The sequence below is a fragment of the Rhizobium sp. CB3060 genome (assembly GCF_025200735.1).
In the GTDB taxonomy this organism is placed as follows: domain Bacteria; phylum Pseudomonadota; class Alphaproteobacteria; order Rhizobiales; family Rhizobiaceae; genus Rhizobium.
In genome coordinates this window covers 183,626-208,026 of sequence record NZ_CP104160.1, presented here as the reverse complement: position 1 = coordinate 208,026, position 24,401 = coordinate 183,626, and the positions used below count along the sequence as shown (strand labels likewise).

The window sequence follows — 24,401 nt, the reverse complement described above, 5'->3', positions numbered from 1 at the left end:
ATCAGGAAGAGGAAACCGGATTGCGGAAACGGACCAGCAAGCAGTCTTCGTTGTCCGAGTCCCCCTGTAACTCAAGACGCTCTACCTCGACCAACATTTCGGCGAGAATGGCGATGACCGTCTCAGCGCCGGCAGGATGACCCCAGCGCCGGCAGTTCGCATCGCGAGCCGAGCCGAAGACCAGATGCCCGCCCGGCGCAAGCATGCGAAGCAGGTTGCCAACTGCCATTCGCATCTCGGCAATGTCTCCGAGGTAATAAAGAACTTCTGCGACGACGATCAGATCGAAACGCTCTTCAGAGCAAAACTGTTGTACGTCTGAGACAATCCAGGTGATATGTGCCGGCTTGTTCATCCGTCGGCGTGTTCGATCAATCGCTTCTGGCACGACGTCAATAACGGTGAGGCGCTGGCAATGGGGCGCCAGTTTTTCCGTAAATGCGCCGGCCGCACACCCGACTTCGAGTGCATTTGCGATGGGCCCCTGGCCAAGCGACAGCAGGAGCATTTGCGCGTGACGCTTGCGTTCGAACGGATTTCCGTCGAGGCGCCACGGATCGTCAGCAGCCAGTTCGCGATTTAAGAGTTGATAATTGTCGTGCGTTTTCAAGCGCGTCTACCTTGATAAGCCATCATCACTGGTCGGTGCAAATGCCGTCATATGCCATCGATCTGGTAGCATCTCGCGCAAGATTTTGCCGGCGAAGCGGAGCTTCATTTTCCTGCGATTGTCTCGGGCTTGATCCAGCAATTGGGTCTTGGATGGCGTCTAGCTTTCGATCCTTGTCTGGTGCCTTGGCAGCAGAGCCGCGCGACAGCCAATCGCTATTGCTCAACGTACAGAGCGCGTAGGCCTTCAAGGGGAGCAGGAAAAAGATGTTGATGAAGGTATGCAGGGAGAAGCCGATAAATCGAAATTGGCCAGCACGAACCGCTGCGACGCTGCAGCGGATCATGGTCATCGATGCGATCATCAGGCATGTCCACCAGGGCACGGTCCCGGTGAGTGCGAACTGTGCTAGTCCGGTTACCACCGACAGGGCGAGCAAGAGCGGACCTAGGTTCTGACCAATGACGTCCAAAGTGAGAAAACGGTCAAGACCAGGCAGAAGGTTCATTGCAAGCAACGTGTCGCGGAAAGTGCTGCGTGCCCAGCGAAGTTGTTGACGCAGATAAGGGCGCAGCTTGTTTGGAACAACAGTTGCCGCGATGGCGGTTGGAACATATTCGGTCCGAAATCCGGCTTTCAGCATGAGGATCGTAAGATGACGATCTTCGCCGAAATCGCTTCGCTTTCCCCGGAACATTTGCGTTTCGTACTGGTCAAGTAGCATCGTGAGCGCGGTCCGGCGGTACATGGCGCACGGGCCACAGCAGCACATGACAGCACCGAAACGGGCCTGTGCCGCCCGCTCCTCATTACAGGCCAGCCAGTATTCCATGTCGATCAAACGGGTCAACCAGGTCTCGTGGCGGTTGCTGGCAGCAAGTTGGCCCATAGCCGCGCCAATTGCCGGATCTTGCATCTTGAGTGCAAGTTTCACGACGACGTCTGGGGCAAGGATGGTGTCGGAGTCGACGTTGAGGACCAAATCCCCAGAGGAACGGCGTATCGCCGCTATCTGCGCCTTGCGCTTTCCAACATTCTCCTTGAGCAGAATGAATGTAAATCTTGGATCGCGTGCAAATGCCGTGTGGACGGGCGTGATGGCGTCGCGATTGCTGGAACCGTCATCAACCACATAGACATTCAGATCCCCTGCATATTCTTGCTGCGCGATGGACTCCAGGCAATCCCAGAGTGTGCCCGGATCCTCATTGAAGGAGGGTATGATGACATCGACGCTCGGCCAATGCGCCGAACTGATCGGCTCTGCCGAGGTCGATTGTTCGTCGGTCGGCCGAGCATAAACGACCTGCATGCTTTTATAAGCCGTCGAGAGCAGCGCATAAAGGGAGATAGCGGCAGTGCTGGTTGCGTCGAGCAGATTCATGAATATCGCTTTCAGTGATGTTGAGGAAGCGAGCGGATTACAAATCCGCGGTCGCGCACGACTGGGATGATGCGAGAGAGTGCCATGATGGTATGATGGCGCAGACTGCTATCTGTGCTCGGCTCAGCCTCGCTTGGAGGGCATCCGTCGTGCAACAGAACGATTGCGCCGGGACGGATAGAGGCGAGCACTGCATCGACAATGGCGTCGACGCCAGGACGAGACCAGTCTCTCGGGTCCACCGACCAGTGGACGGCCTCCAGCCCTGAACTCGCCGACACGGAAAGAACGTCTTGGGTCCAGCTCCCGTAGGGAGCGCGCATGTATTGCACCGACGCCTGCGGGCATGCAGTCTTGATAGCCCTGCTCGCCCCAGATATCTCATGTTCTATTTCGCCGGGACCGCAATTGGAAAGGTCCGGGTGGGTCATCGTGTGATTGGCGACCTTGTGCCCTTCGGCGATCATACGTTGGATGAGTTTCGGCCGCTCGGCCGCGTAAGTTCCGATAACGAAGAAGGTTGCGGGCGCCTGATGTTGCGCCAGCACATCTAGAATCTCAGGCGTACAGAAGGGATGAGGTCCGTCGTCAAATGTCAGATAGATGCTCGGCTGGTTGGTGCCGTCAACGCACGCATCTGGCATTTCGTATAAGCAATCAAGTTGCGTCATAGCTCTGGCCCGTTCCGATCGATTACCGTGCCGGCAGGCCAATCGGAGATGGACCCTCCAATCGGCAGGACGATGACAAGCGCGTCGTCAATGCGTGTGGGGGGCTTGTCGAGGCGCGCCTCAGGTAGAGTGGACCACACACGAATCCCCGATAAGATCGTTACCGGACCGTGACGGCCGAACCTTTCGATGTGCTTTTGCAATGCGGGTCGAACTGTGCCAAAAGCAAATGGAACGGCGAGTTCGCGCAGCACAGGAAGCATGGCGTGAATTGAATGCCCGATCCCCAATCCCTCGAGATCCGGACGTACGCCATATAGTCCGAGCTCACCCACCAACTGATCGATTGCGCCAATTTTAATAAATCGGCGTAGCAAGCCTAGATGAGCCGCGACACCATTGGAATCATAGCCGATGAGACGAAGTTCGGGCCTTGCTCCCGCCCAGCTTCGACTGCCCTCGAATGGTTTTGCATTAAAGGGCCCGGTTGGCCCATAGGTCATCCGAAAGAAGTCGGCGAGCTCGATATGCTCGGCGAGTTCCAACTCGTTTTCCCAGCACAGTCTCCACCGCACCTTTGAGCGCATGCAAAGACCTCCTTTTTCTTGCTGTAGTTCTGAGGGAAACAGCGTGTGATTGCAGCAACTGCTTGTCTACCGCACGTCATACGCGCCAGGCGGTCGCAACGGCAAACAATCGTGATAGTAGAACCTTTCTATTCCGCTCGCGTCTGAGATGATCAACTCTCTGAATACTTCCGACATTTCTCTGTCGTTCGTAAGCTTGCGCCGATGTACTCGTCTGCTAATCGACATACTTGTCAGGTTATCGACATTTTCCTCATGCACCATCATGCCGAATCGGTAAAATTGATTGTTTGGATGGCAACCATCCACATCTTGAATGAAGGAAAAAATGCGTTTCAAAGGCTTGGACTTAAATCTTCTCGTAGCGCTCGACGCATTGATGACCGAGCGTAACCTCACGGCCGCGGCACGCAGCATCAATCTCAGCCAGCCTGCGATGAGCGCTGCTGTCGGCCGATTGCGTGTCTATTTCGAGGATGAACTGTTTACGATGAATGGTCGCGAACTTGTCCTGACACCCCGCGCGGAAGGGCTCGTTTCTGCCGTCCGCGAAGCCTTGCTCCATATTCAGCTTTCCATCATTTCCTGGGAGCCGTTTGATCCCTTTCAATCGGATCGCCGTTTCCGGATCATTCTTTCCGATTTCCTCACGCTCGTGTTTATGGAAAAGGTCGTGAAGCGTGCTGCGCGGGAAGCACCAGGCGTGAGCTTCGAATTCCTGCCCCTCGCCGATGATTACGACGAGCTTCTGCGCCGTGGCGAAGTCGATTTTATCATTCTTCCGGAAGTGTTCATGCCAACTGGACATCCTCGAGCGAAACTGTTTGAGGAGAGGCTCGTATGCGTAGGCTGTGGCAGGAACCAAGAGCTATCACAGCCGCTTACATTCGACAGATACATGTCCATGGGGCACGTCGCGGCCAAATTCGGGAATTCACGAAGGCCGTCAATCGAAGAATGGTATTTGCTCGAACACGGTTTCAAGAGACGTATCGAGGTCGTCGTGCAGGGCTTCAGCATGATCCTGCCGGTTCTGTCCAATACCAATCGCATAGCGACCGTGCCGTTGCGACTGGCGCAACATTTCGCAAACGTTTTGCCCCTTCGGATTATGGACCTTCCACTGCCACTTCCCCCATTCACAGAGGCCGTGCAATGGCCTGCGCTTCAAAACAGTGATCCGGCGAGCCTGTGGATGCGCGGGATCTTATTGCAGGAAGCATCGCGCCTTGCCCTTTCACCCGCAGAGCATTGACTGCGGATATGCCAGCAAAGCCCATCTCATCGGAATACTCGAAAGATCGTATAGTTTATAAGGAAGAGAGGTCATCGAAGCACCCGATTTTCAACGGATGTGGCATGTCGATGCCGGTTGGGTCCGTCATCATAATCGGAGAGCGCATTGCGATCATTTCTGTCTCAGGTGAGCAGCAATCATGTCGCGATTGGCGTTCTGTATCAGCAGCGTTTCGTAAAAAACTTTCAGAATGTTTTCCGCCAATTCCGTATCCAGGTGTTGCATACGAAGGACGGTCACCTTTCGCTCCTGCCGTGAAACCTGTTCTTCACTTTCTGCGATATGACGATCTACGATATCAAGGTCGGCTTGAGTGAATATCATTTTCTTTCTCCCTGAGCTCGGTGTCCCTGGGAAATGGCAGTGGCACTGGCATTGAAGCGCTCCCTGCGCTCCGTCGGAACCCAGTTTAGCGCTCGCGGTTCGGAAGTGGGAGGAAACGAAGATGACACTACAATGGTGGACGCTGCCAGTGACGATCGAAACGCGCCGGGCCGGCAAATATCTTACCATCGACAGTGCGGAAAAGGCAGCAGAATACATGTTGGCGGAGTGGCCGGGAAACCAAACCGGCAAATTATTCGACCGAGCCAAACAAGCACTCATTGATGCGCATGATCGCAAAATCTCTGCCGACGAAGCGGTGGGCGTTCTTGGCTGCAGCGGAAGAAGCGGGAATACCCTTCTTTAATCAATGCTGATGCGGATGAAAACGCGCGTAAGCATGGCGGTTCCCCTGCCGCATTTTTGGAAGGCTGCGTCAGTAACGCTCCTGAATCGGCCGGTTTAATGCGGGTACTTCAGGAGGAGGCCCTTTCGCACCGCGTGGCACCTTTCGTCTCCCGTGCAACATCGCAAAGCGCAGAAGACCTCGTCATAATAGATCTACTTCAATCAGCGCAACGCTTTTCCGTCATTTGCTACCGTCAATTTGCTTACCAATTGCGATTTCGACACCATCGCTCAGGGTCGGCTACTGTCTGGCCAATCATTTTGACCGCAGGTCTCGCCTATGCGACCTAACAAGCTGAAAACATCTCGCAAAGTCTCTTCGTCGAAGGTCCGCAACTTTTCGATTGAGGCCAACAGCAAAACCGCTTTGGCTTCAGTCCCACCCCAGAGATGGGGTGCTGCCGGCGCGATAATTTCCTCCGGAGTGGCGTCCAGAACCTCACAGAGATGAATAAGCCGGCATACCGTCAGACGGGAGACTTTATTTTCGTAGCGGCCGTAAACCTGTTCGCTGAGCCCAAGCAAAGGCGCAAGTTTCGACCGAGGCAGTTTTCGTCTGTCGCGGGCGCCGCGAAGACTGGTACAGATCTGTTCTTCCAGTTCGGCGCTAAGCGCAATTCGCCCGTCAAAGGGTTTCCGATAGACTGGTTTGTCTATGCGTGGGTCAACGATCTGCTGTAAACCGAGTTCTTTAATCCATTGCTTCAAAGATGGACCTGCCATTGCTGAGACTGAGGGTTAACGCACAAGCCCCCTTTTATACGGAAAAATGTTGAGGTTAAAACCTCTAACGTTATATTTTTGATCATTTTTGGCGCAGCTTTCTATCAAGCGACTTGGTGCCGCGTGCGCTAATTCTGCGTATTATCATTATTTTTCAATAGTTAAATGAAAGCGGGCACCGGACTCTCTTGATGCAAGAAAAGCAAAAATCGCGCCAAATTGGCTATCGCCAAATAATCCGAACAGTACCGCACTGGCATAACCTCTCCGATGGATCCAATATCGTGGGAAACACATCAATGCCATTTTCGTCGAAATCTGTAGCGCCCCTTCATAGATGGGCTCCTCTAGGTCGTGTTTTTTAGAGGTCACTAGTCGGCACGAGTTCATACTGCACTCCCAGTCGGTACGCCTACTGAAAATTGCATATTCAGCTCAAACATGCGTCGACTGACATACTGCTTTCGATTTTTTTGCCAAAAAACGCAAAATATATTTGGCTCGCCTTCCGGCTTTCTCACTAAAGGCTGCCAATGGAATACCAGCCTAACTCGCCTGATTTCACTGCAAATCTTTCGAATTTCGCCTAGCCTGCAAGGCTGTCCCGATTGCGAAAAGCGTGCCAAATTGGCGCAGGGGGCATTTACAGCGCCTTGTGAAATCAGCATATTGCGCCGCGTCGCCGCTATCTGGGGTTGGTGCCAAGCCCTACCTTCTCGCTCATCTCTATGGGCACGAGATCGCTTCTAATAGAAGGCTAAAGCAAATGAAAAATATCGTGTACGTGTTAGAGTCGGACACCGCCCGTTTTGGGGCGGTTGAGCTTCAGGATGGAAGCAGCATTGCTCCGATCTATGACTTGATTGGTAGCAGGCTGATCGAGATGATTCGCTTTGACGATATGCACTCGCTGTTCGTAGACGAAGAAGCGTTGCGTGATGGGCTAACCGCCTTTACGATCTTTGATGGCTATCCAAAGCCTCTGGCGGGGAAAATTGTCCTTGTGGGAGGCGACGGCGGACAACCTTATCGTTCCCCAATGATCACGATTGCGGATGCGGCCGCACGTTTCCAATGTTGCCGGCCGGTGCTCGATCCAGTCTTTGCTACGGCTGGCGATATGACGCCAAAGGGTCTTATAGTTGCCGGGGCACTGGCAAGCTTGCAAGTCCGCATTGATCGTCGCTCTCCCGTGCTCGAAGAGAACGAAACTTGCGAAAATCGCGGTTTGATACAGTAAATCCGACCGCCACGCTCGCGAACGCTCGGCCGGGCGTGGCGGCAAAGGCTTAAGTACTCAGTTTCAACTAACTCACCCGTTTGCAAAACGGCCCCATGATGAATTTGCTACGGTGGCGCTGCAGCTAAACAGGCCGGGAGATCTCAGGGGATTCCCGAAAACGCGCGCGCCGTTCGCAGGTCTGAGATGGCGACTCCACGCACCTCAGATAATCATTGCTCCAGGAGATCAGATCCCAAACCCCAAATGAGGGGACGGAGCTTACGTCGACCGCGTGCGGCACAATCCTCCTGCCTCATCTGATGGCCCCGGGTCGACAATGACCAATCGGGAAAGCGGCTATCGCTATTCATCCAGCCATCCACATCTCGCACTCTGATCCTCAACGGCAAGTACGTGAGCAGCATTGCGTTTTCGGTCAAGAGTCATTGGCTCGATGTCCGAGCATCGGCCAATTTTAGAATTCTTATCCATATGGCGAACCAAATAGGATCGGTCGAAACTGCGTCGAAATGGCATTTCGATTTTCCTAAACATAAACAAATCAAGTACTTAGTACAGAAATTGCCCGGCTGCGACCTCAAGTAGCAGCTCAAATTCGTACATATCTTGCGCCAAATTGATTTGTTGAGATATGCTTTTCTCGTATTGACCGCAAATATCCCGACGCGTGGGTCGGGTTTGAAATGGAGAGACAAAACCGACCAGAAAAAGAAAACCGCTCCCGAAGAAATCCGGAAGCGGGTCTGTAAGAGAATAAATTAGCCAAAACCTTTCTCGCAGACCCTTCCTTTCTTGTCAACAAAAAACACCACTTTGGTGAACGGCGGAGCTTTGCCTGGTCCCGAACGGAGACGAGGACATGGAAGATATAACCACCTGCCAACGGCCGGTCGGCCGTAAGATAACGCCTCAAAGGGCCGAATTCCGGCGCTTGGCAAAATCGGCAGAAATCGGAATGGTGACACGTGCCCAATTGGCGGTGCTTGCTCAAAATCTGACCTGTACAGGGCTGATAAATGGAACGGAAAGCCATCTGTTGCTTATATTGATCAACACCGCCCCCGCCGATGCTTTCGATACGTCGGGGCGACCAATCGTGTTTAAATCGAACCGACAATTGGCGTTTGAGGTCGGGCGTTCGGTTGGTCGGATCAGTCGAATGCTTTCCAAGCTTTTCGATCTCGGTTTGATCACGATGCAGGACAGTGGAAACTATAAGCGGTATCCTATCAGAAACCGCGATGGCGACATAACGGATGGATGCGGGGTCGACCTTCGAATACTGGTCCTGCGATATGGCGAGCTTACTCGCCTCGTAAAAGATACCCGGGCGGAGAAGAAGGCGACCGAAGCCGCGTTACGACGATATCGCGGCGCCTTGCGCAATATTCGTTGTGCCCTCGCTGCTGTCGCTGATGTAAGTGCAACAGTGCACCGACGCGTCGCCGACCGCGTCGAGCGCATCAGCAATTATATCGGAATTGCTGCCAAAGCGTCCAACCGGATGCTGCGTCGTGCGACTGTCCTTCTTGAATGGTCTATGGACCGACTGATGCAGCTTGACCCTCGACCTCAAGACCAACTCGGCGCAGTGAAAACGACATGCTTGCGTGTCGCAAACGACATGCAGAAACAGACTACACCCCCTTATCAATCAGGACGTAGTAGTAATGTTCGAGAGGGTTCGGCTCATGTCGGACAATACAGTTTTCCAAAAGCCAGCGCCGCCAGCAGCTCGGCTTTTGAAGAAACCGCAACGCCTTGGCGAGGCTCAGTCAGCGAGCGGGAGCCTCAGCGGCAGGCTCTAATCGCGCTTAGAGATGTCTTGCGGGCAACCCCAGCCCTCGCGGAGCTTGGATGCACTCCCAAGAGCTTCCAGGAGTTTGTTCGGCTGACTCCGATGCTGTGCCGCTTCATCGGGATCTCAGAGGATGCCCGCCGCGGCGCCGTGGAAGCAATGGGCGAACAGCAAGCAGCAGTGGCGGTGGCAGTTACTCTTGAAAAAGCAAATCGGCGGGAGGTCAGTTCGCCTGGCGGATATCTGCGCGCAATGGCCGAGCGCGCAGCCGCGGGCAGATTGCATCTTACCCGCTCGGTCTTCGGCCTGGCGGCTCGCCGCGACCTTGAGGAAAGCACTCGAATGGCCGGGCAAACTTAACTGGTGGGTCACGCTCTTGGTGCAGCGTTTTAGTCGACAGTGCATGCGTCACGATCAAAGTGATCGACGATGTCGGCGCATGCGGTGAGCGACCGGAAAACGAATGAGTGTAGTGTCCAGGCTTCTATGGCTACGGGCCCCGGTTCCTTTAAAAGATGATCATGGAAACCACATCGGCGGCGAGATCGGCGGTGAAGACCAACGCTGTCCGTTGCCCGAGTGCCTACCAGATAGCCAAGCTTTCCTGCGATTGATGTCTTATTGGCTCCCGCTATCTTGAGGTATCATACGCTTCAACAGTCGAACGAGATCGCGCGTTGCCTCGCTTGGAAGGGTTCTGATAATTCGCTCCAGAGTGAGACGATCCTCGGCTTCCTCAGGCGTGCGTCCCCAAAGATGGGGCGCCGCTTCAAAGAGCATATCTATGGGCATAAAGCCGAGAATTTCACAGAGATGAATCATTCGGGTGACCGTCATCTTTGAAAACGCCCGCTCGTAACGTCCGTAAACGGGTGTCGACAGACCGAGCATTGGTGCAAGATCCGCGCGAGAGAGGCCTTCGGCCTCGCGCGTTTTTTTTAAAAATGCGCTGATCAGTTCTTCCATATCTCCTAACGTCGCAACTTTCCCGTCAAAACCGGGCTTGCGGTAGATCGGCTTGTCGACTTCCGGATCGGTGGTATCTACGAGGCCTCTCGCACTTTTGTAACTTTCTAGATCTTGCGTCACCGCCTGTCCTTATTTTTTCAACAATCGCCGGTCAGCGTGGGTCGCCTTGAACGGACTTGAACTGCTTGCCTTTGCCACTTTGCGGGTCGTATTCTGTCCGTTCCAAGAGGACATTATCAGGTTATAACAACTTTAAAGAGTTTAGCCAATTTGCTTCAATAATCCGATGCACGCTGAAGTCAAATCACGGCTGCGAGATCGAGGATCGGATTAAATCAGCGACAAACGATTGCTCGCTGCGACAATCTTCAAACCACCACGATCACTTTGAAATAAAGCCAAATTCGCGAATACATCCTTGAAGCGCCCAAAATGGAGTCAGTGGCAATCGTCATTGGTTCCGATGTGAACGGCCGAGCGAACGGTCGGGCATTTTCGTGTCTGCTTATATCCCATTTGGTTAGCAGGGAAAGTAGGATGGTACCCTCGTGATGGTTTTCCCAGAGAGCCTTATCGGTTTCCCTCTTAGGTTGTTGCATAAAATTAAGCGATTTCTGATGGCCGGCTTACTCGCGCGAAGCGGACGGGACAGTGCCTGTCTTCAAATGACGGAACCGGTCGGTGAGCGCATCGTAAAGCTCGCAGAGCTTCAAAGCGAAAGGCTTACTGCGGCTTTCCGGGGCTGCGCGGCTATGAGGGAGGCGCTCGTCTTCTCTGGTAGGTGTCGGCCGTGCGGTGCCCGATTGACGCGTCGAAAATGCCGGGATTGAATAGGGCTCGGCCTTGAACCCGACTGAATCGAGCGCCAGACCGGCATCCCCCAGCCACTGTCGTGACGATGCCGAGACGCTCAGCGGACTTGCGGCGAAGGCCGCTGAGGCAGCCGTTGAGGGCTGCGACATCGTTCGCGACGACGTCGCTGCTCACCCTGCTCGCACACCGCATTGGTTTCGAAATAGCGGGTGCGATCGATCTTGCCGGCACATGTTCCGGCTGCCTCTACGCTCGCGGACCGCTCTGTTCGCACGCGGGTACGACGAGCCCTGGTGGCGGCCAATAATCTCAGCCACCGGATCAATCCAGCCGAAGGGCGAACGCTTTTCTTTTCGCAGACGCCGCCGTCGTCTTGACGCCATCAGCCAATACGGAGAAGCCATCGCCGTTTTGGATCTCGCCGTGGACAAACAGCCGCTACGATCTGATCTCCATTCCGGTTGGCGGCAGGACCTGGCCCTTCGCTCCGGGCATGGTAGCAGAGGATTCCTGATGATGATACGAGACGGTCGTGGCCTTTGGGCCAATGCCTGAATGTCCGATGCCGTTACCAACAGGATCGGCATCGATCATAAAAACTGCTGCTGGCAGGTGCTGAAGCGTGCCTGATGGAAGGTGACCGCCATGCTACGGTCCACGCCACAAGTTCCGGACAAGGGCCCGAAACAAGCTGACCTGGGCCCGCCAGACAATGTCCCAGATGAAATGACATGCGCGGGCGCAAACCGCGATTTTCGGCCCGGAGGCCGCAACGTATCGCATTGGCACAGGTCGCGCCGAGCTACGATAGTCCGACAACATGGCCACAGAGCGAACGAAGTGCATCAGGTTTCCTGATGTCGACCATTCGCGCATGTCGCAGGCTGATTATGCTTTGTTCCTTCAACTCGCTCATGGCACGCGATACCGTCTCGATAGTCAAGGCGAGATAGTCTGCAATGTCCTGCCGCGACATGGCCAATCTAAACTGCCGAGTGCCTCCCAGGCGCTCGCAGAGATCCAACAAAAATGTGGCCACCCGTTCAATCGCAGACTGCCGTCCGATAAGAAGCAGGTGTTCCTGAGCACGTTCCATAGCTTCAAGAGCAAGTGCAAAGAGTTCCGGCAAATGCCGCTGCTGAGCAAGGCCATGTTCAAACGCCACTATTCTTGTCAGGGCGAGCGCTTCGGCAAAATAACGATGCTGAGAGCCAGCTTCGAAGCCGAACATTTCCCCCGCGACATGGAAGGAAACGACCTGCCTCCCCCCGTTGGGAAGGATGCGACATACCCGAACAGCTCCGGCAGAAACCCGATAGCACTTATCGGCGCTCCCGCCCTGGGCGTATATCTCTTGGCCGCGCTCATATGTGACGGCGAGGTGCGCTCCTGCAATTTGCGGCGGCACAATTTTCGTTGGCGTAGTCCAAGTCTGTGCTGCGGGCATGAATTTAGGCTGCATCTCGATTCCCCATGTTCCGGGGCAAGATTGCCGGTTCTTATGGGAGCGATAAATTCGGTTTCATCACTAAGGGTAAACACTTAAACGGCATCATTGCCGGCGATGTATTCCGATCCCTTTTAAAGGGTGTTCATCACGAGAGGCAGCAGCTCGTTGCCGTCATAAGAAATCATGGCGCCGACCGGTCAGAAAGATAATAGGGGCGAGTTTTTGGTAAAGACGTCCAATCGACGCGCAGGATAGCCCTGCGAAGTCGGCGGAAGCGCCTCCAAAGTTACCTTCGATTGATTCCGTCGTCGAGCGATGACGATCAAATTTTGAGTTTCTAGGAAACGGATGCATGGCGGACTTTTCCCGTTCGGAAGGTTACGGCAAGACGCCGAATGCGGTGCGATCAACACTACGAAGCTAGAAGGGTCCAATCTCCACCGCAACAGCCATACGAACGAGATGCGGGAGGCTTTTTGCTCTCATTTTCGACATGACGCGGGCGCGATGAACCTCTACCGTGCGGCGGCTAATATTCAGATCATGTGCGATCGACTTGTTCGGAAGGCCGGCCACGACGGCAAGAAGCACTTGGTGCTCCCTCTCGCTCAAGGATTGGACGCGCGCTTGAACGGCGAGGACCTCGTCGGCGTTATCGTCATTAACATGTAAATGGTCCGACGCTCGTTCGATCGCCTCAATGATAACGGCGTCCTCGCAGGGTTTCTCTATGAAGTCTACTGCACCGGCTTTCATCGCCTCAACTGCCACCGGCACATCGCCATGTCCGCTGATCACGATTGACGGAATTGCGATCTTTTTCACACTCAGCTGACGGATGAGATCGATACCTGACATTTCAGGCATTCTGAGATCCGTAACAAGAATTCCGTTGTGGATGCCTGGCGCAAAGGAAAGAAACAATGCTCCCGATTGATGCACCTTGACGGCATAGCCGTTCATGGTCAGCATGAAGGCAAACGATTTGCGCACCGGCTCTTCGTCGTCGACAATATGGATCGTATAGTCAGTCGGTTTCACACATTTGTCCTTCCGCATAGGCGGGAAGCGTAAACTGGAAAGTAGCTCCGCCAGCCGCGTTTTTTGACGCTGTCATTTCACCTCCATGCGCCTCGACAATACGTTTTGAGATCGCAAGGCCGACACCCATTCCAGTTGGCTTTGTCGTGACGAATGGCTCAAAGAGCTCCGCGGCAATTTCCTCCGAAATGCCTTCGCCGGTGTCTTCCACGACAACGGCAACTTCGCCCTCCTGCGTGGGCATCGTGCGAATTGTAAGCTCACGATGCTCGACGTGGCGCATAGCTTCTATGGCGTTTCGCATCAAATTGATGATGACCTGTTCGACCTGAACACGGTCGACCATCACCATCTCGGCACCGGGCACGTATTCGAATATAGTCCTGATGCCGTTTTCTCGGGAACCGACAAGGGCAAGGACGCCTGCTTCCTCCACCAGCGTGCGAATGTTTTCGAGAGACTTTTCTGTGTCACCTGTCGTGACGAATTCTCTGAGATGTTTGATAATTTTCGCCGCTCTAAGGGACTGACTTTCAATCTCCTGCAAAGCGTTTCTGATGCCCGCTGGGACATTGTTGTCCATGCCGCTCAAGAGCTTCGTACATCCGCAAGCATAATTTGCGATCGCCGACAGTGGTTCGTTCAGCTCATGCGCAAGGGCGGATGCCATCTCGCCCATCTCGCTTAGGCGCGCCAATCTTGCCAATTCCGCCAGGATTCGCTGCTGGTGAGCAGCAGCTTCTTCCCGCTCCGTAAGGTCTCTTAGGAAGCCGATAAAAAATAAGCCACCACCCGATTCCAACTGGCTCGCGGTCAACTTGAGGGGAAACGTCGATCCGTTCTTCCTGCGTCCGACAACAACTTGATCGTCGGTGACTCGCTTGTTGCCGGTTCCAAGTTGCCGTTGCATATGGCTGCCGTGGACGGCGCGATATGGATCAGGCATCAGCAGTCGCAGGTTCGCGCCAACGAGTTCTCGTTCTGCATACCCGAACTGTCGCAAGACGGCGGCGTTGAAGGAAACAATTTCACCGTCGCGGGTCGTGATCACCGTCGCATCGGGCACTTTGTCCAATATCGATGCCAGATGCGCAGTGCGGGCTGTGAGGGCAATCTGCCCCTCGCTGATGGCGTGTCTCGTCGCCTGCAACGCCTCTCCCAGACAAGCAATCAGAAGGACTGCAACGCCAAAGGAAACCAGTTCAAAGACCGTCGCGTCAGCCGCGTCGCTCAGCCGCTGAACAAGGACATCAGCACCAAGCGACATGCCCGCCGCTAGAGAAATCGGCTTTCCGCCGCCGATGATTGCGACCACGAGAATAGCGGGAATGAACGGCAATAGGGTAAGATCGTCGCTCGTGAACTGGGACAGGGCCAATCTCAGTGCGAGGACGCCGAATGGAGCAGCGGCGGCGACACTATAGGCGGCGATCGGTCTGTTCCGCAACCGGACAAGCATCCAAGCGAGCCCGCCAACGCCTTGTGAATGCATTTTGTGATCCACCAGGGAAAAAGGTACTGTCATCATGCCGAGCATCTCGCTGGTAGATCAAAACTAAGCTGAACTCTTTTCATCGAGTATGCTGCGCCTCCTTTGCCTCGGCGCCGCGATTTTGAAAATAATTCAAAGAAATCCGTCGCGCTCTTTGTTGTCGATCAAAGAGCCATGCAAAGCGTGTGCCTAGAATGGCCGCATTCTAGGCTGCACTCCGTAGAAGGATTTCGCATGCAATCGGCACTTATTGAAAAATACGGCGATGAGCGCCTGCCCCGCTACACCAGCTATCCGACGTCGCCGTGTTTCTCCCCCGACGTTGACGATAGCACTTATGAGAATTGGCTTACCGCTATGTCGCTTGAGAAAGCGGCATCGCTTTACGTCCACATACCGTTTTGTCCATCGATATGCTGGTATTGCGGATGTCACACCACGAATGCGCGCAACAGCTCGATCGCCAACTACCTGCGAATGCTGCGCGAGGAAGTACGCCTCGTGGCCGCACGGACCGGGGCGCCGGTGAGGATCGACCATCTACATTTTGGTGGCGGAACGCCAACGACCATGGGGCCGAGGAAAGTGTTTGAGCTTATTGAGCTTTTGCACAAACATTTCGAGTTCACAGGTTCGACTCAAATCGCGTTGGAGATCGATCCGAGGACGCTAGATCAAGAGATGGCGACTGTTCTCGGGGAAGCAGGGGTGCACCGCGCCAGTGTCGGGGTTCAGACCTTTGATCCGGCGGTCCAGAGGGCGATCAATCGCATCCAAAGCGAAGAACAGACAATGGAGGCGGTTTTTCAGCTGCGGCGGGCGCGCATCGCCAGCATCAATTTCGATCTTATGTATGGCCTGCCAAACCAGACGGTTCAATCTTGCATCGAGACTACCAAGGCAGCGATCGAGATGGCGCCGGACCGCTTCGCAGTCTTCGGTTACGCGCATGTACCTTCCTTCAAGAAGCATCAACGGCTGATCGACGAAGCCGCTCTCGCCAATGCGCGAAGCCGTATTTCCCAGGCAAAGGCAATTTCGGAATACCTTGTTGCGGCGGGCTACCGCCGCATCGGGATCGATCATTTCGCCAGGCCGCACGACAGTTTGGCAACCGCGCAGACAAACGGGCAATTGCATCGCAACTTTCAGGGCTACACGACCGACGCCTGTGAGACGCTTATCGGCTTGGGTTCGTCGGCGATTGGCCGCATACCCGGCGGCTATGTTCAAAACGAGGTACTTCCCAATCGTTACGCAAAGCGGATCGCATCCGGACGCTTGGCCACAACGAAAGGCTGGCGCTTGTCGGCCGAAGATCGCATGCGGGCAAGTATCATCGAGCGCCTGATGTGCGACTTTCAGGTAGACGTCCCGGCATTGGCCGTCACATACGGTTTTGACCCACACGCGCTTCTCAACGGCAACCCCAGGCTCTCAATGCTCGAGAGCGACGGAATAATCGAAAACGCGGGCGGCATCATTCGTTTGCGCGAAGAAGGGCGCTTTCTGATCCGCGCCGTTGCAGCCGCTTTCGATGCCTATGTGAGGGAATCGAGGCGCTGTTATAGTAAGACGGCCTGAGGTTTTCTCTTTGCAACAATGCAACGGGAGCCCTTCGGCATGCAGGTTATACCGCCGGCAAGCCAGCTCGTTTTAAGCGACTTGCCGACCGGCTGGATGAAGAGTTGTTAACAGCCATCTTGCGGGATACCACAGACGAAAGCAGATGGAACTCAATACTAATTTGCGGCAGCTCTTCGAGCGGCGCCATAACGTAGTCATCTGCGATATCGGCCAAGGTCAAAGCGACCTCCGGCTCCTTCCAACCTGCAGCGACTGCCGTCAGCACGAATTCTCGGAATGCCTCGGCAAGCACCTCCTCGCGCTTGATGACGCGATATGGATTATTCGCATCATGTTGTAGGGCGCCGATCTGTATTGTTGTGGGTCGGTTAGGTTCCATGAGACGTCCCCCTGAAGGTTGATTTGTTATAGATTTGTCCTGCATTTCTGTCTTAACTGCACTGCGATTATGCTTATTTTCTAAAAGATTAACCGGGACGTGTCGTTAGCCACGCATCCCGAATTTTGCCGTAGCGTCCATTTTGTTTGCTGGTTCAAAATTGTTCATTTTAGGCATGGGTGCAGTGTCCCGGCACTTCAGCTCCCAATGCGCGATGGTGTTTAGGGCACCTTTAGGCGTTTTTACTACTATCCATTGCCTGATTCAGCTTAGGATTCGCATGCAAGACAATATCCGTCACCACTGCAGCACTATCCGCCCCGTTCTCGAAGATGCCGGCAATGCGTTCCATAGTCGGCCGACGATCACCACAAGCGCTATGCTGCCGATTCGCGCCTTCCATTCCCCGATGCGGTCAAGACTCTGCGGCGCGTGACCGCTTCGGCGAGGACGGCTGGCGAGGGAGAGCGCGCGGTACGGTGCAGCAGGCGTGAGCCAATCTGGCTTCCATAGAGATCGAGCAATGATCAGCCTCCCTGCTTGGGTGTCAGGATCTCGATCTTGTTATTGTCGGCCAGGATATGTTCGTCATTGACGGCGGTTGCGAGCCAGTCGCCTTCATAGTCGAGTGCGGCCAAAAGCTGCGAAAGCGTCGTACGGGCGATCGTTTGGGCTTCGCCATTGATGATCAGGTGCATTGGAAACTCCTTTGCGTCGTCCGATCGGAAAAGACGAGATCGGCGGCTTCTGCCGCCATTGTCGGTGCCAGCAGAAAACCGTGGCGATAAAGGCCGTTCACGTGGACGACTTTGCCTTCCCGCATTACTCGCGGAAAATTGTCGGGAAAGGCCGGGCGGATGCCGGCGCGGGTTTCGACGATAGTGGCATCCGCAAAAGCTGGATGCAGCGCATAGGCTGCGTTCAGCAGTTCCATCATCGAGCGCGCAGTGATCGGGCCGTCGAATTCGGTCTCGATCATCGTCGCGCCGACCATAAACAGACCCTCGCCGCGGGGGACGATATAGACGGGAAAGCGTGGATGTAGCAGGCGAACGGGCCGGGCGAGCGTGACCTCCTCTGTATGCAGATAGAGCATTTCGCCACGCACGCCGCGCAGATCGCGACTTTGCCCGATGCGGGCAGCACCTGTGCAATCAACGCTATCGGAGAAATCGTCTTCGCTCGCATCGTCGCCGGTAAAGACGACGCCCTTTGTCGACAGCAGCTCTTTCAACGTCCGTAGCGCCTGACGTGGGTTCAGATGCGCTTCGCCCTGGAAGAACAGGCCTCTGCGAAAACGCCGTGCAAGGGCGGGATCAAGCTCGGCTACACCCTCTTCGTCCAACCATTCATACCCAGACGTACGGGCCGCAAAGCGGCGGAGTTCGCCCGAATCCCGTTGAGGTGCGACGACCAGTGTCCCTTTACGGATGACTTGGCCAGGCACGACGGCATCCCACCATTTCACGGCCATTTTCCCCAACGTCATTACTCTCTCATCGGCGCTCTCCCGCTCGCACCAGGGAGCCAGCATGCCGCCGGCGAGCCAGGACGCAGAGCGCCCGAATCCAAGATGCGGGTCGACGACTGTTACGTGAGCGCCGCGCGCGCAAAGTTCACGTGCTACCGTTAGGCCGGCAATTCCAGCGCCCTTAACGAGAATCCGCAATGTCATGCTCCCATAGGCATATAGAGATCGCCCCCTTATGGGCATTTTGCGACCCTCCTATCCAGCCCCTCCTTTTGCATATGGCGTCGATGTCGTGCGATATTCGTACGAGCAGAATTTCGGGCCACACCTGGATACGAGGCTCAAGTGAACTCTTTGCGAGCTCTGCAGTGCTGTGACTTGCTTGCGAATTGTTCCATTTCTCAAGCTACTCCACTTCGAGCTGACCTTGCTTCTCATAAGTTTGATGACTAAGTCGGCATGCACGTACCCAGCATCACTGGCGGCAACGCCATCCAAATGCTCCTCGAGCCCTGAATGACGCAAGTCGCTAAACACCAAGCGATTTCATGAGGGTTTAGAAACGATAGGTAACGCCCGCGCCAAGCAGCCATGGATCGAGCCTGGCCTTGCCGCTGACACCGGTGCCGCCGACGTTGGCGTCGAAATCAGGTCTTAGGAAGATCTTTTTTGCGTCAAAGTTCACACCCCAGTGGTCGTCAATCATATAGTCGAAGCCGGCCTGGAGCGCGACACCGAAGGTGTTTTTGACATCAAGGCTGCGAGCACTTTTTCCTGACTGGTTGTAGAAGAGCGTATAGTTAAGGCCGGCGCCGACATAGGGCCGAAAAGCGCCAAAGTCGGTGAAATGGTATTGTAGGGTGAGCGTTGGTGGCAGCAGCCAAGTCTTGCCGATCTCGCCGAGCGCTGAAATCGAGCCTCCGCCATGGACCTTGGCGTAGGTTGTGGCCAGGATGAGTTCGGCGGCGATATTATCGGTGAAGAAATACGAGATGTCGAATTCCGGCACGACCGTGTCCGAAAAGGAAAGATCCGAACCCGGCAAGCCGTCTACGCGCCCCGAGTCAGTTGTGATCACACCAAGCGCCCGCAGCCGCATCTGCCATGGATTTCTGTCCGCTGCCGCGGGAATGGGAGCCCTACTTGGTGGTGTCGTCAGATCGGCAGCCTCCACGGTGCTCAGGGTACCCAATATTGCAGTGGCGATGATGGCTCGTACGATGGCGTTGGAAGTCAATTCTTGTCTCCTTCGATCTGAAATTCGTGAATCGAGGAGCAATAACATCGGCTGGCACGTCAGGATTTGAGGCGGCTCAACTAAAGAAAATCGGACTGCCTGTCGCAGACAAACCCTAGACTTGTGTGGCAATTTCGCAACGTTCAGGCACTTGAATGACGCTTGCCCCAACATCGAATTGGAATAACAGCGGCATCATTGGAAAAGGGCTTTGCTGCAGCTTTGCATCATCGTGTTTGGCATGAGACGAGTTCGACTATCTCGGCAGAGAGCCTCGCGCAATTCAACGCGGTTTCGAATCGTCATTTCTGAAAAGCCTCTTCGTGTTAGACGGTCGGTGGATTCCAGGCACTCGAGAATTTAGCAGTTTCGTCGGGTCGTCTGCGCTGGCGCTGGTCGTTTGTTGCGCCCCCTCGGGTGCATTATCCTCATTCACGAAGATGCGCCACGATGCTCCCTCCAGATCATCATACTGTCCGCTCTTTAGCGACCACAGAAAGCCTCCCAGCCCGAGCGTACCCATGAACAATGCCAGCGGGATCAGATAGATCAGCATATTCATATGGACTCTCCTGCTGAGGCTGCATGTTTGCCAGCATGCCTAAGTTGCTCTCGTCGATTCCAGTCGTTGAGTCGCAATGCATTCGTCACGACGATCAGCGACGACGTCGACATGGCGACAGCGGCGATAAGCGGCGTCGCATAGCCCGCGATGGCGATGGGAACTGCCAGCACATTGTAACCGATGGCAAGGGCGAAGTTCTGGCGGATCAAAGCAGCCGTACGCCGCGCGACGCAGATCACCTCCGGAACCGCGTCGAGGCGATCCTTCAGGAAAACGAGGTCTGCCGCCTGTCGGCCAATGTCGGAGGCGGTTGCGGGAGCCATCGACACATGCGCCGCCGTAAGTGCCGGCGCATCATTGATACCGTCGCCAACCATCATGACCTTGTTGCCCGCCTCGTTTAAGCGTGCGCACTCTTCGACTTTCTGCTTCGGATCCAATTCCGCAATCCAGCGATCCATATGCAATAGCCGCGCTGTCGATTCGACGACTGCTTGGCGATCGCCAGAAAGGATCATCGTCTGCAGCCCCGCAAGACTGAGCTGACGAATGGCTACGGCTACTCCGGGACGAAGCGTGTCTTCGAAATAGAATCGGGCAAGTGCGATACCGTTCCTCGACAGAACGACCTCGGAGAGCGAGTCAACCGCTTCTTTTTCTTCGCGGGGCGGGATCGAACAAGCGAACTCCATATTGCCGAGACGATATAGGCCGCCAGCGGTTTCGACTTCCAAGCCCGCACCCGGAATCTCGATGACGCTGTCGAACCGGCGGACATTGTTGCCAGCACTACGCAACAACGCCTGGGAGAGTGGATGCCGGGAATGCGCGGCAAGACCGGCCGCAATCGCCCTTTCCTCCGGCCCCGCGCCCAACATTTCGATGAGACATGGCTGGCCCATCGTCAAAGTACCGGTCTTATCGAACACGACGGCATCGACCTCGGCGAGACGTTCCAAAGCAGAACCATCCTTGATCATGATGCCGCCGCGAAACAGTTTCCCAGCGGCGACGACCTGGACGACCGGTACGGCAAGACCAAGCGCGCACGGGCAGGTGATGATGAGAACGGCAACCGCGACCAGCATCGCATGCTTCCAATCCCCACCGATGAAACCCCAGGCAAGAAACGAAACCAGCGCAAGCAGGTGGACTGCCGGTGAGTAAAGGCTTGCAGCTCGGTCCGCGATCCTGCGATAGCGCGCCCTGCCTCCTTCGGCAGCTTCCATGAGGCTGATAATCTCGGCGAGCAGAGAGTTCTCCGCCGTCTTCGTGACGCGAATGGTCAACGAGGCCATGAGGTTCATCGAACCCGACCGAACCTCCGTGCCATTCCCGACTGCGACCGGCACGCTCTCGCCTGTGACGATGGAGAGATCGAGTTCGCTCGTGCCGGCGATCACGACGCCATCGGCGGGGACGCGCTCGCCGGCGGCGATAAAGATATGGTCGCCAATGCCTATGTCCTCTACCGAAACATATCGCCTGCTGCCGTCGGCCGTTATCAACAAGGCACCGCGGGGTGCGAGCCTAGCAAGGCCATTGACCGCAGCTCGCGCTTTCTCGCGCATGATATGGTCGAGCGCGCGACCGATCAGCAGGAAGAATAGCAGCGAAACGGAGGCATCGAACCAGGCGTGCTCTCCGTGATGGATCGTCTCCCATAATGATACGGCATAGGAGAGCGTGACAGCGAGAGAAATGGGCACGTCCATGTTGGTCCGCCCATGCTTCAAGGCATTCCACGCCGAGCGAAAAAAGAAACGGCCACCATAGATAAGAGCCGGCGCGGCGATCATCGCGGAAATCCAGTGAAACAGGTCTCGCGTCGCCGCATCTGCGCCGGACCAGACTGATACCGAGAGCAGCATGATATTCGCTGCGGCAAAGCCGCAGACACCAACGGCCAGGAGCAATTGATTGCGCAGGCTATCCGTCTGGGACGCGGCGGGAGTGAAAATATGCACCCGATAGCCGGCTTCGGTGATCGCGGAAAGAATACCCGACGGATCGATGACAGTATTATCAATGCGCTCGACATAGGTGCAACTGACCCGCCGAGCGGTCAGGTTGACTCGCGCGCCCTTCACATAGGGTAACCTGCGCAAAGACCGTTCGATGGTCGAGATGCAAGCGCCACAGTGCATATCGGGAACGCTGAGGTCCAGTTGGCGAAGGCCCTCCCCCAGCGGATGGCTGGCCAGGACGATCTCCTCGGTACTGGCGCAGCACTTGCTCATTGTCATGACGCTTTCCGCGTCCATGGTGCAGCAGGTCATTGTCCAAACTCCGCCGTGTCGATGCGCCTGGCCTCATGCATTACCGTGACACCGTCTCTGCGCGAGATGGTTTCCACGATCCAGTCGCCTCCCTCAATGCGATGTTTGGCTTCGAAATGGCCTTCGCTCGTCTTGGTCAGTGCAAGCACGAAGTCCTCTCGGTCGCCCACGGGTCTTCTGAACGTCAGCGTCACGTCGTCGACCACCGCCGGCAACCCGTCCCGATTGTGAATATCGTAGTGAATGACATTGCCGCGCAAGGACAGATCGCCGGAAATGCCGCTGCTAGCCATAGCGCGCATTGCTGCGGCCTTGCTGTTGAATTCCTGGCTTGCGACATAGGTATTCTCCACCACAAGGCCGCTCCAACTCGTGGACGCGAGAACCGCCATCGTCACGTTCACTCCGATCACGACGGTGAAGAACGCAACAATGACGACCAGCATATGGCGGCCGGTGAAGGGACGTCCGGTGGTAACTTGGCTTCTCATTTCGGCGCTCCCGGTGCGTTGAAAGCGGCCCGGTACGTCGCCCGATCCGCGTGATTTTCGTCCTCTATGACGAACAGGAATTCCTTGATTGTCTCCGCCTTGGCCTGTTGCGTTACGAACACTTTGAGCGAGGTGGCCGCGTCCGGATCCGCATCGACAGTGAAGTGCCGGCCTTCCTCCTTCGAGAGTTCGGGGATCTTCATCGTCGCTCCTACTGCGCCCTCTAGTCGGATATCGATTTTCCTCGGCGCCGGGACCATGTTGAGGACGCGCAGCGTATAACCGTTGCGGATCGATCCATCCGACTCCAGCACATATTGCGGATTGCGATCGTGGAGCACGTTCAGCTCCAGCCGCTCCCTGAGTGCCAGATGCACGAGCATGGCCACCCCGACCGCTGCCCATACAGCGGCGTAGAAAAGAACGCGCGGCCTGAAGATCACCCGCCAATTGAAGTGCCGAATGCCCTCGACGAAGCTGCCACCAGGGTTTCGTACGAGGTTCGGCTGTACGGCAACCGTGCCGCCGTTGGTCGCAAGGCTCATGTTGGCAGCATACTCGCTCAGCGTCGCATAGGAGATCAGGCCGCGCGGCTTATCGAGCTTGTCCATCACGCCGTCGCAGGCGTCGATGCATAAGGCGCAGGTGATGCACTCCATCTGCTGACCATCGCGGATATCTATGCCCATCGGACAGACCGCCACACAGGCATTGCAATCGACGCAATCGCCGACCGGCTGGCCTGCTGCCTGAGCTTTTTTGGCATGGCGGGAGCGAGGCTCGCCGCGCCAGTCGTTGTAGGTGACGACCAGGGAATTTTCGTCCAGCATAGCGCCCTGGATGCGGGGCCACGGACACATGTAGGTGCAGACCTGTTCCCTCATCAGCCCACCAAGAACGTAAGTGGTCGAGGTGAGAATGGCGACCGTGGCATAGGCGACCGCCGGCGCTTGGCCCTTGACTAGGGCAACGGCCAGGGATGGCGCATCCGCGAAATAGAATATCCATACGCCACCGGTGAGGACGCCGATAAGGACCCATATGCTGTGTTTGGCGACCCGCTTTGCAAGCTTGTCCGGCGTCCAGGGACCAGCATCGAGTTTCATGCGCGCGTTGCGATCACCTTCGATCGCGCGTTCCACGACAAGGAAGAGATCGACCCAGACCGTCTGCGGACAGGCATAACCACACCATGCCCGTCCCACCGCCGACGTTACGAGAAACAAGCCAAAGCCAGCCATGACAAGCAGACCGGCCACATAGAAAAACTCCTGGGGCCATATCTCGATGAAAAAGAAGAAGAAGCGACGAGAGGCCAAGTCGATGAGAATCGCCTGGTCGGGCGCATATGGACCTCGGTCCCAGCGAATCCAGGGAGAAAGATAGTAGATGCCGAGCGTGATCAGCATCACGATCCATTTGAATCGCCGGAACCGACCCTGCGCCCGCTTTGGAAACACCTTCTTTCGTGCAGCATAGAGTGGCTGACGGTTGCGCCGTGCACCAACGTCGTCGACGTCTGAGCGTTCGCTGCGATCGTCACCTCTGGTGGGAGCTATGTTGAGGCTCATCGAATGCCATC

Annotated in this window: 20 protein-coding genes and 3 pseudogenes; 5 read left to right on the top strand and 18 right to left on the bottom strand. The window is 55.6% G+C overall.

What is annotated here, in order from left to right; genetic code table 11:
• Position 1: 1 nt before the first annotated feature.
• From nodS to N2601_RS30525, 4 genes and pseudogenes are all read right to left on the bottom strand, one after another.
• A pseudogene (gene nodS, locus N2601_RS30540) lies at positions 2-718 on the bottom strand (nodulation methyltransferase NodS).
• Entirely contained in the window at positions 636-1,994 is a 1,359-nt protein-coding gene (gene nodC, locus N2601_RS30535) for a chitooligosaccharide synthase NodC (RefSeq protein WP_260305735.1), read from the bottom strand. Before nodC ends, nodS begins: the two are co-directional and overlap by 83 nt.
• Before the next feature lie 11 nt (positions 1,995-2,005).
• Positions 2,006-2,665 (bottom strand): chitooligosaccharide deacetylase NodB, encoded by a 660-nt coding sequence (gene nodB / locus N2601_RS30530; RefSeq protein WP_260305734.1) that lies wholly within the window; start codon positions 2,663-2,665, stop codon positions 2,006-2,008.
• The gene (locus tag N2601_RS30525; RefSeq protein WP_104825681.1) at positions 2,662-3,252 is read right to left on the bottom strand and encodes a NodA family N-acyltransferase; all 591 of its coding nucleotides are present in this window, start codon (positions 3,250-3,252) and stop codon (positions 2,662-2,664) included. The genes nodB and N2601_RS30525 overlap by 4 nt, the downstream gene beginning before the upstream one ends.
• Before the next feature lie 328 nt (positions 3,253-3,580).
• On the opposite strand from N2601_RS30525, the gene N2601_RS30520 reads away from it, so the two are divergent.
• Entirely contained in the window at positions 3,581-4,507 is a 927-nt protein-coding gene (locus N2601_RS30520; RefSeq protein WP_260305733.1) for a LysR family transcriptional regulator, read from the top strand.
• Between the two features lie 153 nt (positions 4,508-4,660).
• Here the strand turns inward: N2601_RS30520 and N2601_RS30515 are convergent, their stop codons facing one another.
• Positions 4,661-4,873, bottom strand: a complete 213-nt coding sequence (locus tag N2601_RS30515) for a hypothetical protein (RefSeq protein WP_260305732.1) — start codon at positions 4,871-4,873, stop codon at positions 4,661-4,663.
• Between the two features lie 121 nt (positions 4,874-4,994).
• On the opposite strand from N2601_RS30515, the gene N2601_RS30510 reads away from it, so the two are divergent.
• The gene (locus N2601_RS30510; protein WP_260305730.1) at positions 4,995-5,240 is read left to right on the top strand and encodes a DUF982 domain-containing protein; all 246 of its coding nucleotides are present in this window, start codon (positions 4,995-4,997) and stop codon (positions 5,238-5,240) included.
• Between the two features lie 272 nt (positions 5,241-5,512).
• Here N2601_RS30510 and N2601_RS30505 read toward each other — a convergent pair whose 3' ends face one another.
• A complete protein-coding gene (locus tag N2601_RS30505) occupies positions 5,513-5,989 on the bottom strand; it encodes a helix-turn-helix domain-containing protein (protein WP_260305729.1) in 477 nt (158 codons plus the stop codon).
• A 781-nt stretch (positions 5,990-6,770) separates the two neighbouring features.
• Here N2601_RS30505 and N2601_RS30500 point away from each other — a divergent pair.
• Positions 6,771-7,244 (top strand): DUF3846 domain-containing protein, encoded by a 474-nt coding sequence (locus N2601_RS30500; protein ID WP_260305728.1) that lies wholly within the window; start codon positions 6,771-6,773, stop codon positions 7,242-7,244.
• 862 nt (positions 7,245-8,106) lie between these two features.
• Positions 8,107-9,405 carry a plasmid replication protein RepC gene (gene repC, locus N2601_RS30495; protein ID WP_260305727.1) on the top strand — a complete coding sequence of 433 codons (1,299 nt, stop codon included), beginning with the start codon at positions 8,107-8,109 and terminating at the stop codon, positions 9,403-9,405.
• A gap of 258 nt (positions 9,406-9,663) precedes the next feature.
• Here the strand turns inward: repC and N2601_RS30490 are convergent, their stop codons facing one another.
• From N2601_RS30490 to N2601_RS30475, 4 genes are all read right to left on the bottom strand, one after another.
• Positions 9,664-10,134 (bottom strand): helix-turn-helix transcriptional regulator, encoded by a 471-nt coding sequence (locus N2601_RS30490; protein WP_260305726.1) that lies wholly within the window; start codon positions 10,132-10,134, stop codon positions 9,664-9,666.
• 1,495 nt (positions 10,135-11,629) lie between these two features.
• On the bottom strand, positions 11,630-12,274 hold the full coding sequence (locus N2601_RS30485) for a helix-turn-helix domain-containing protein (RefSeq protein WP_260305812.1): 645 nt from the start codon (positions 12,272-12,274) through the stop codon (positions 11,630-11,632).
• 423 nt (positions 12,275-12,697) lie between these two features.
• Positions 12,698-13,336 carry a response regulator FixJ gene (fixJ, locus tag N2601_RS30480; protein WP_260305725.1) on the bottom strand — a complete coding sequence of 213 codons (639 nt, stop codon included), beginning with the start codon at positions 13,334-13,336 and terminating at the stop codon, positions 12,698-12,700.
• Positions 13,305-14,855, bottom strand: a complete 1,551-nt coding sequence (locus N2601_RS30475; protein ID WP_445945069.1) for a two-component system sensor histidine kinase NtrB — start codon at positions 14,853-14,855, stop codon at positions 13,305-13,307. The genes fixJ and N2601_RS30475 overlap by 32 nt, the downstream gene beginning before the upstream one ends.
• A 189-nt stretch (positions 14,856-15,044) precedes the next feature.
• Between N2601_RS30475 and hemN the strand changes: the two genes are divergently transcribed.
• The gene (gene hemN / locus N2601_RS30470) at positions 15,045-16,394 is read left to right on the top strand and encodes an oxygen-independent coproporphyrinogen III oxidase (RefSeq protein WP_260305724.1); all 1,350 of its coding nucleotides are present in this window, start codon (positions 15,045-15,047) and stop codon (positions 16,392-16,394) included.
• A gap of 158 nt (positions 16,395-16,552) precedes the next feature.
• On the opposite strand, the pseudogene N2601_RS30465 reads toward hemN, so the two are convergent.
• From N2601_RS30465 to ccoG, 8 genes and pseudogenes are all read right to left on the bottom strand, one after another.
• Positions 16,553-16,776, bottom strand: a pseudogene (locus N2601_RS30465) (hypothetical protein).
• A 527-nt stretch (positions 16,777-17,303) separates the two neighbouring features.
• On the bottom strand, positions 17,304-17,474 hold the full coding sequence (thiS, locus tag N2601_RS30450) for a sulfur carrier protein ThiS (protein WP_260305723.1): 171 nt from the start codon (positions 17,472-17,474) through the stop codon (positions 17,304-17,306).
• Entirely contained in the window at positions 17,465-18,445 is a 981-nt protein-coding gene (thiO, locus tag N2601_RS30445) for a glycine oxidase ThiO (RefSeq protein ID WP_260305722.1), read from the bottom strand. Before thiO ends, thiS begins: the two co-directional genes overlap by 10 nt.
• 358 nt (positions 18,446-18,803) lie before the next feature.
• Positions 18,804-19,484, bottom strand: a complete 681-nt coding sequence (locus N2601_RS30440) for an OmpW/AlkL family protein (protein ID WP_260305721.1) — start codon at positions 19,482-19,484, stop codon at positions 18,804-18,806.
• A gap of 415 nt (positions 19,485-19,899) precedes the next feature.
• A pseudogene (ccoS, locus tag N2601_RS30435) lies at positions 19,900-20,046 on the bottom strand (cbb3-type cytochrome oxidase assembly protein CcoS); the annotation flags it as partial.
• A complete protein-coding gene (locus N2601_RS30430; RefSeq protein ID WP_260305720.1) occupies positions 20,043-22,328 on the bottom strand; it encodes a cation-translocating P-type ATPase in 2,286 nt (761 codons plus the stop codon). The gene N2601_RS30430 and the pseudogene ccoS, both read right to left, overlap by 4 nt.
• Positions 22,325-22,819 carry a FixH family protein gene (locus N2601_RS30425; protein WP_260305719.1) on the bottom strand — a complete coding sequence of 165 codons (495 nt, stop codon included), beginning with the start codon at positions 22,817-22,819 and terminating at the stop codon, positions 22,325-22,327. The genes N2601_RS30430 and N2601_RS30425 overlap by 4 nt, the downstream gene beginning before the upstream one ends.
• Entirely contained in the window at positions 22,816-24,390 is a 1,575-nt protein-coding gene (gene ccoG, locus N2601_RS30420) for a cytochrome c oxidase accessory protein CcoG (protein WP_260305718.1), read from the bottom strand. The genes N2601_RS30425 and ccoG overlap by 4 nt, the downstream gene beginning before the upstream one ends.
• Positions 24,391-24,401 lie beyond the last annotated feature (11 nt).

What these genes read in the sequence shown, in the direction of transcription:
- thiS (WP_260305723.1), bottom strand. Translation starts at nt 17,474, where the DNA reads ATGCACCTGATCATCAATGGCGAAGCCCAAACGATCGCCCGTACGACG.
- hemN (WP_260305724.1), top strand. Translation starts at nt 15,045, where the DNA reads ATGCAATCGGCACTTATTGAAAAATACGGCGATGAGCGCCTGCCCCGC.
- N2601_RS30430 (WP_260305720.1), bottom strand. Translation starts at nt 22,328, where the DNA reads ATGACCTGCTGCACCATGGACGCGGAAAGCGTCATGACAATGAGCAAG.
- repC (WP_260305727.1), top strand. Translation starts at nt 8,107, where the DNA reads ATGGAAGATATAACCACCTGCCAACGGCCGGTCGGCCGTAAGATAACG.
- N2601_RS30485 (WP_260305812.1), bottom strand. Translation starts at nt 12,274, where the DNA reads ATGCCCGCAGCACAGACTTGGACTACGCCAACGAAAATTGTGCCGCCG.
- N2601_RS30510 (WP_260305730.1), top strand. Translation starts at nt 4,995, where the DNA reads ATGACACTACAATGGTGGACGCTGCCAGTGACGATCGAAACGCGCCGG.
- nodB (WP_260305734.1), bottom strand. Translation starts at nt 2,665, where the DNA reads ATGACGCAACTTGATTGCTTATACGAAATGCCAGATGCGTGCGTTGAC.
- N2601_RS30475 (WP_445945069.1), bottom strand. Translation starts at nt 14,855, where the DNA reads ATGCTCGGCATGATGACAGTACCTTTTTCCCTGGTGGATCACAAAATG.
- N2601_RS30520 (WP_260305733.1), top strand. Translation starts at nt 3,581, where the DNA reads ATGCGTTTCAAAGGCTTGGACTTAAATCTTCTCGTAGCGCTCGACGCA.
- N2601_RS30525 (WP_104825681.1), bottom strand. Translation starts at nt 3,252, where the DNA reads ATGCGCTCAAAGGTGCGGTGGAGACTGTGCTGGGAAAACGAGTTGGAA.
- nodC (WP_260305735.1), bottom strand. Translation starts at nt 1,994, where the DNA reads ATGAATCTGCTCGACGCAACCAGCACTGCCGCTATCTCCCTTTATGCG.
- ccoG (WP_260305718.1), bottom strand. Translation starts at nt 24,390, where the DNA reads ATGAGCCTCAACATAGCTCCCACCAGAGGTGACGATCGCAGCGAACGC.
- N2601_RS30500 (WP_260305728.1), top strand. Translation starts at nt 6,771, where the DNA reads ATGAAAAATATCGTGTACGTGTTAGAGTCGGACACCGCCCGTTTTGGG.
- N2601_RS30515 (WP_260305732.1), bottom strand. Translation starts at nt 4,873, where the DNA reads ATGATATTCACTCAAGCCGACCTTGATATCGTAGATCGTCATATCGCA.
- fixJ (WP_260305725.1), bottom strand. Translation starts at nt 13,336, where the DNA reads ATGCGGAAGGACAAATGTGTGAAACCGACTGACTATACGATCCATATT.
- N2601_RS30425 (WP_260305719.1), bottom strand. Translation starts at nt 22,819, where the DNA reads ATGAGAAGCCAAGTTACCACCGGACGTCCCTTCACCGGCCGCCATATG.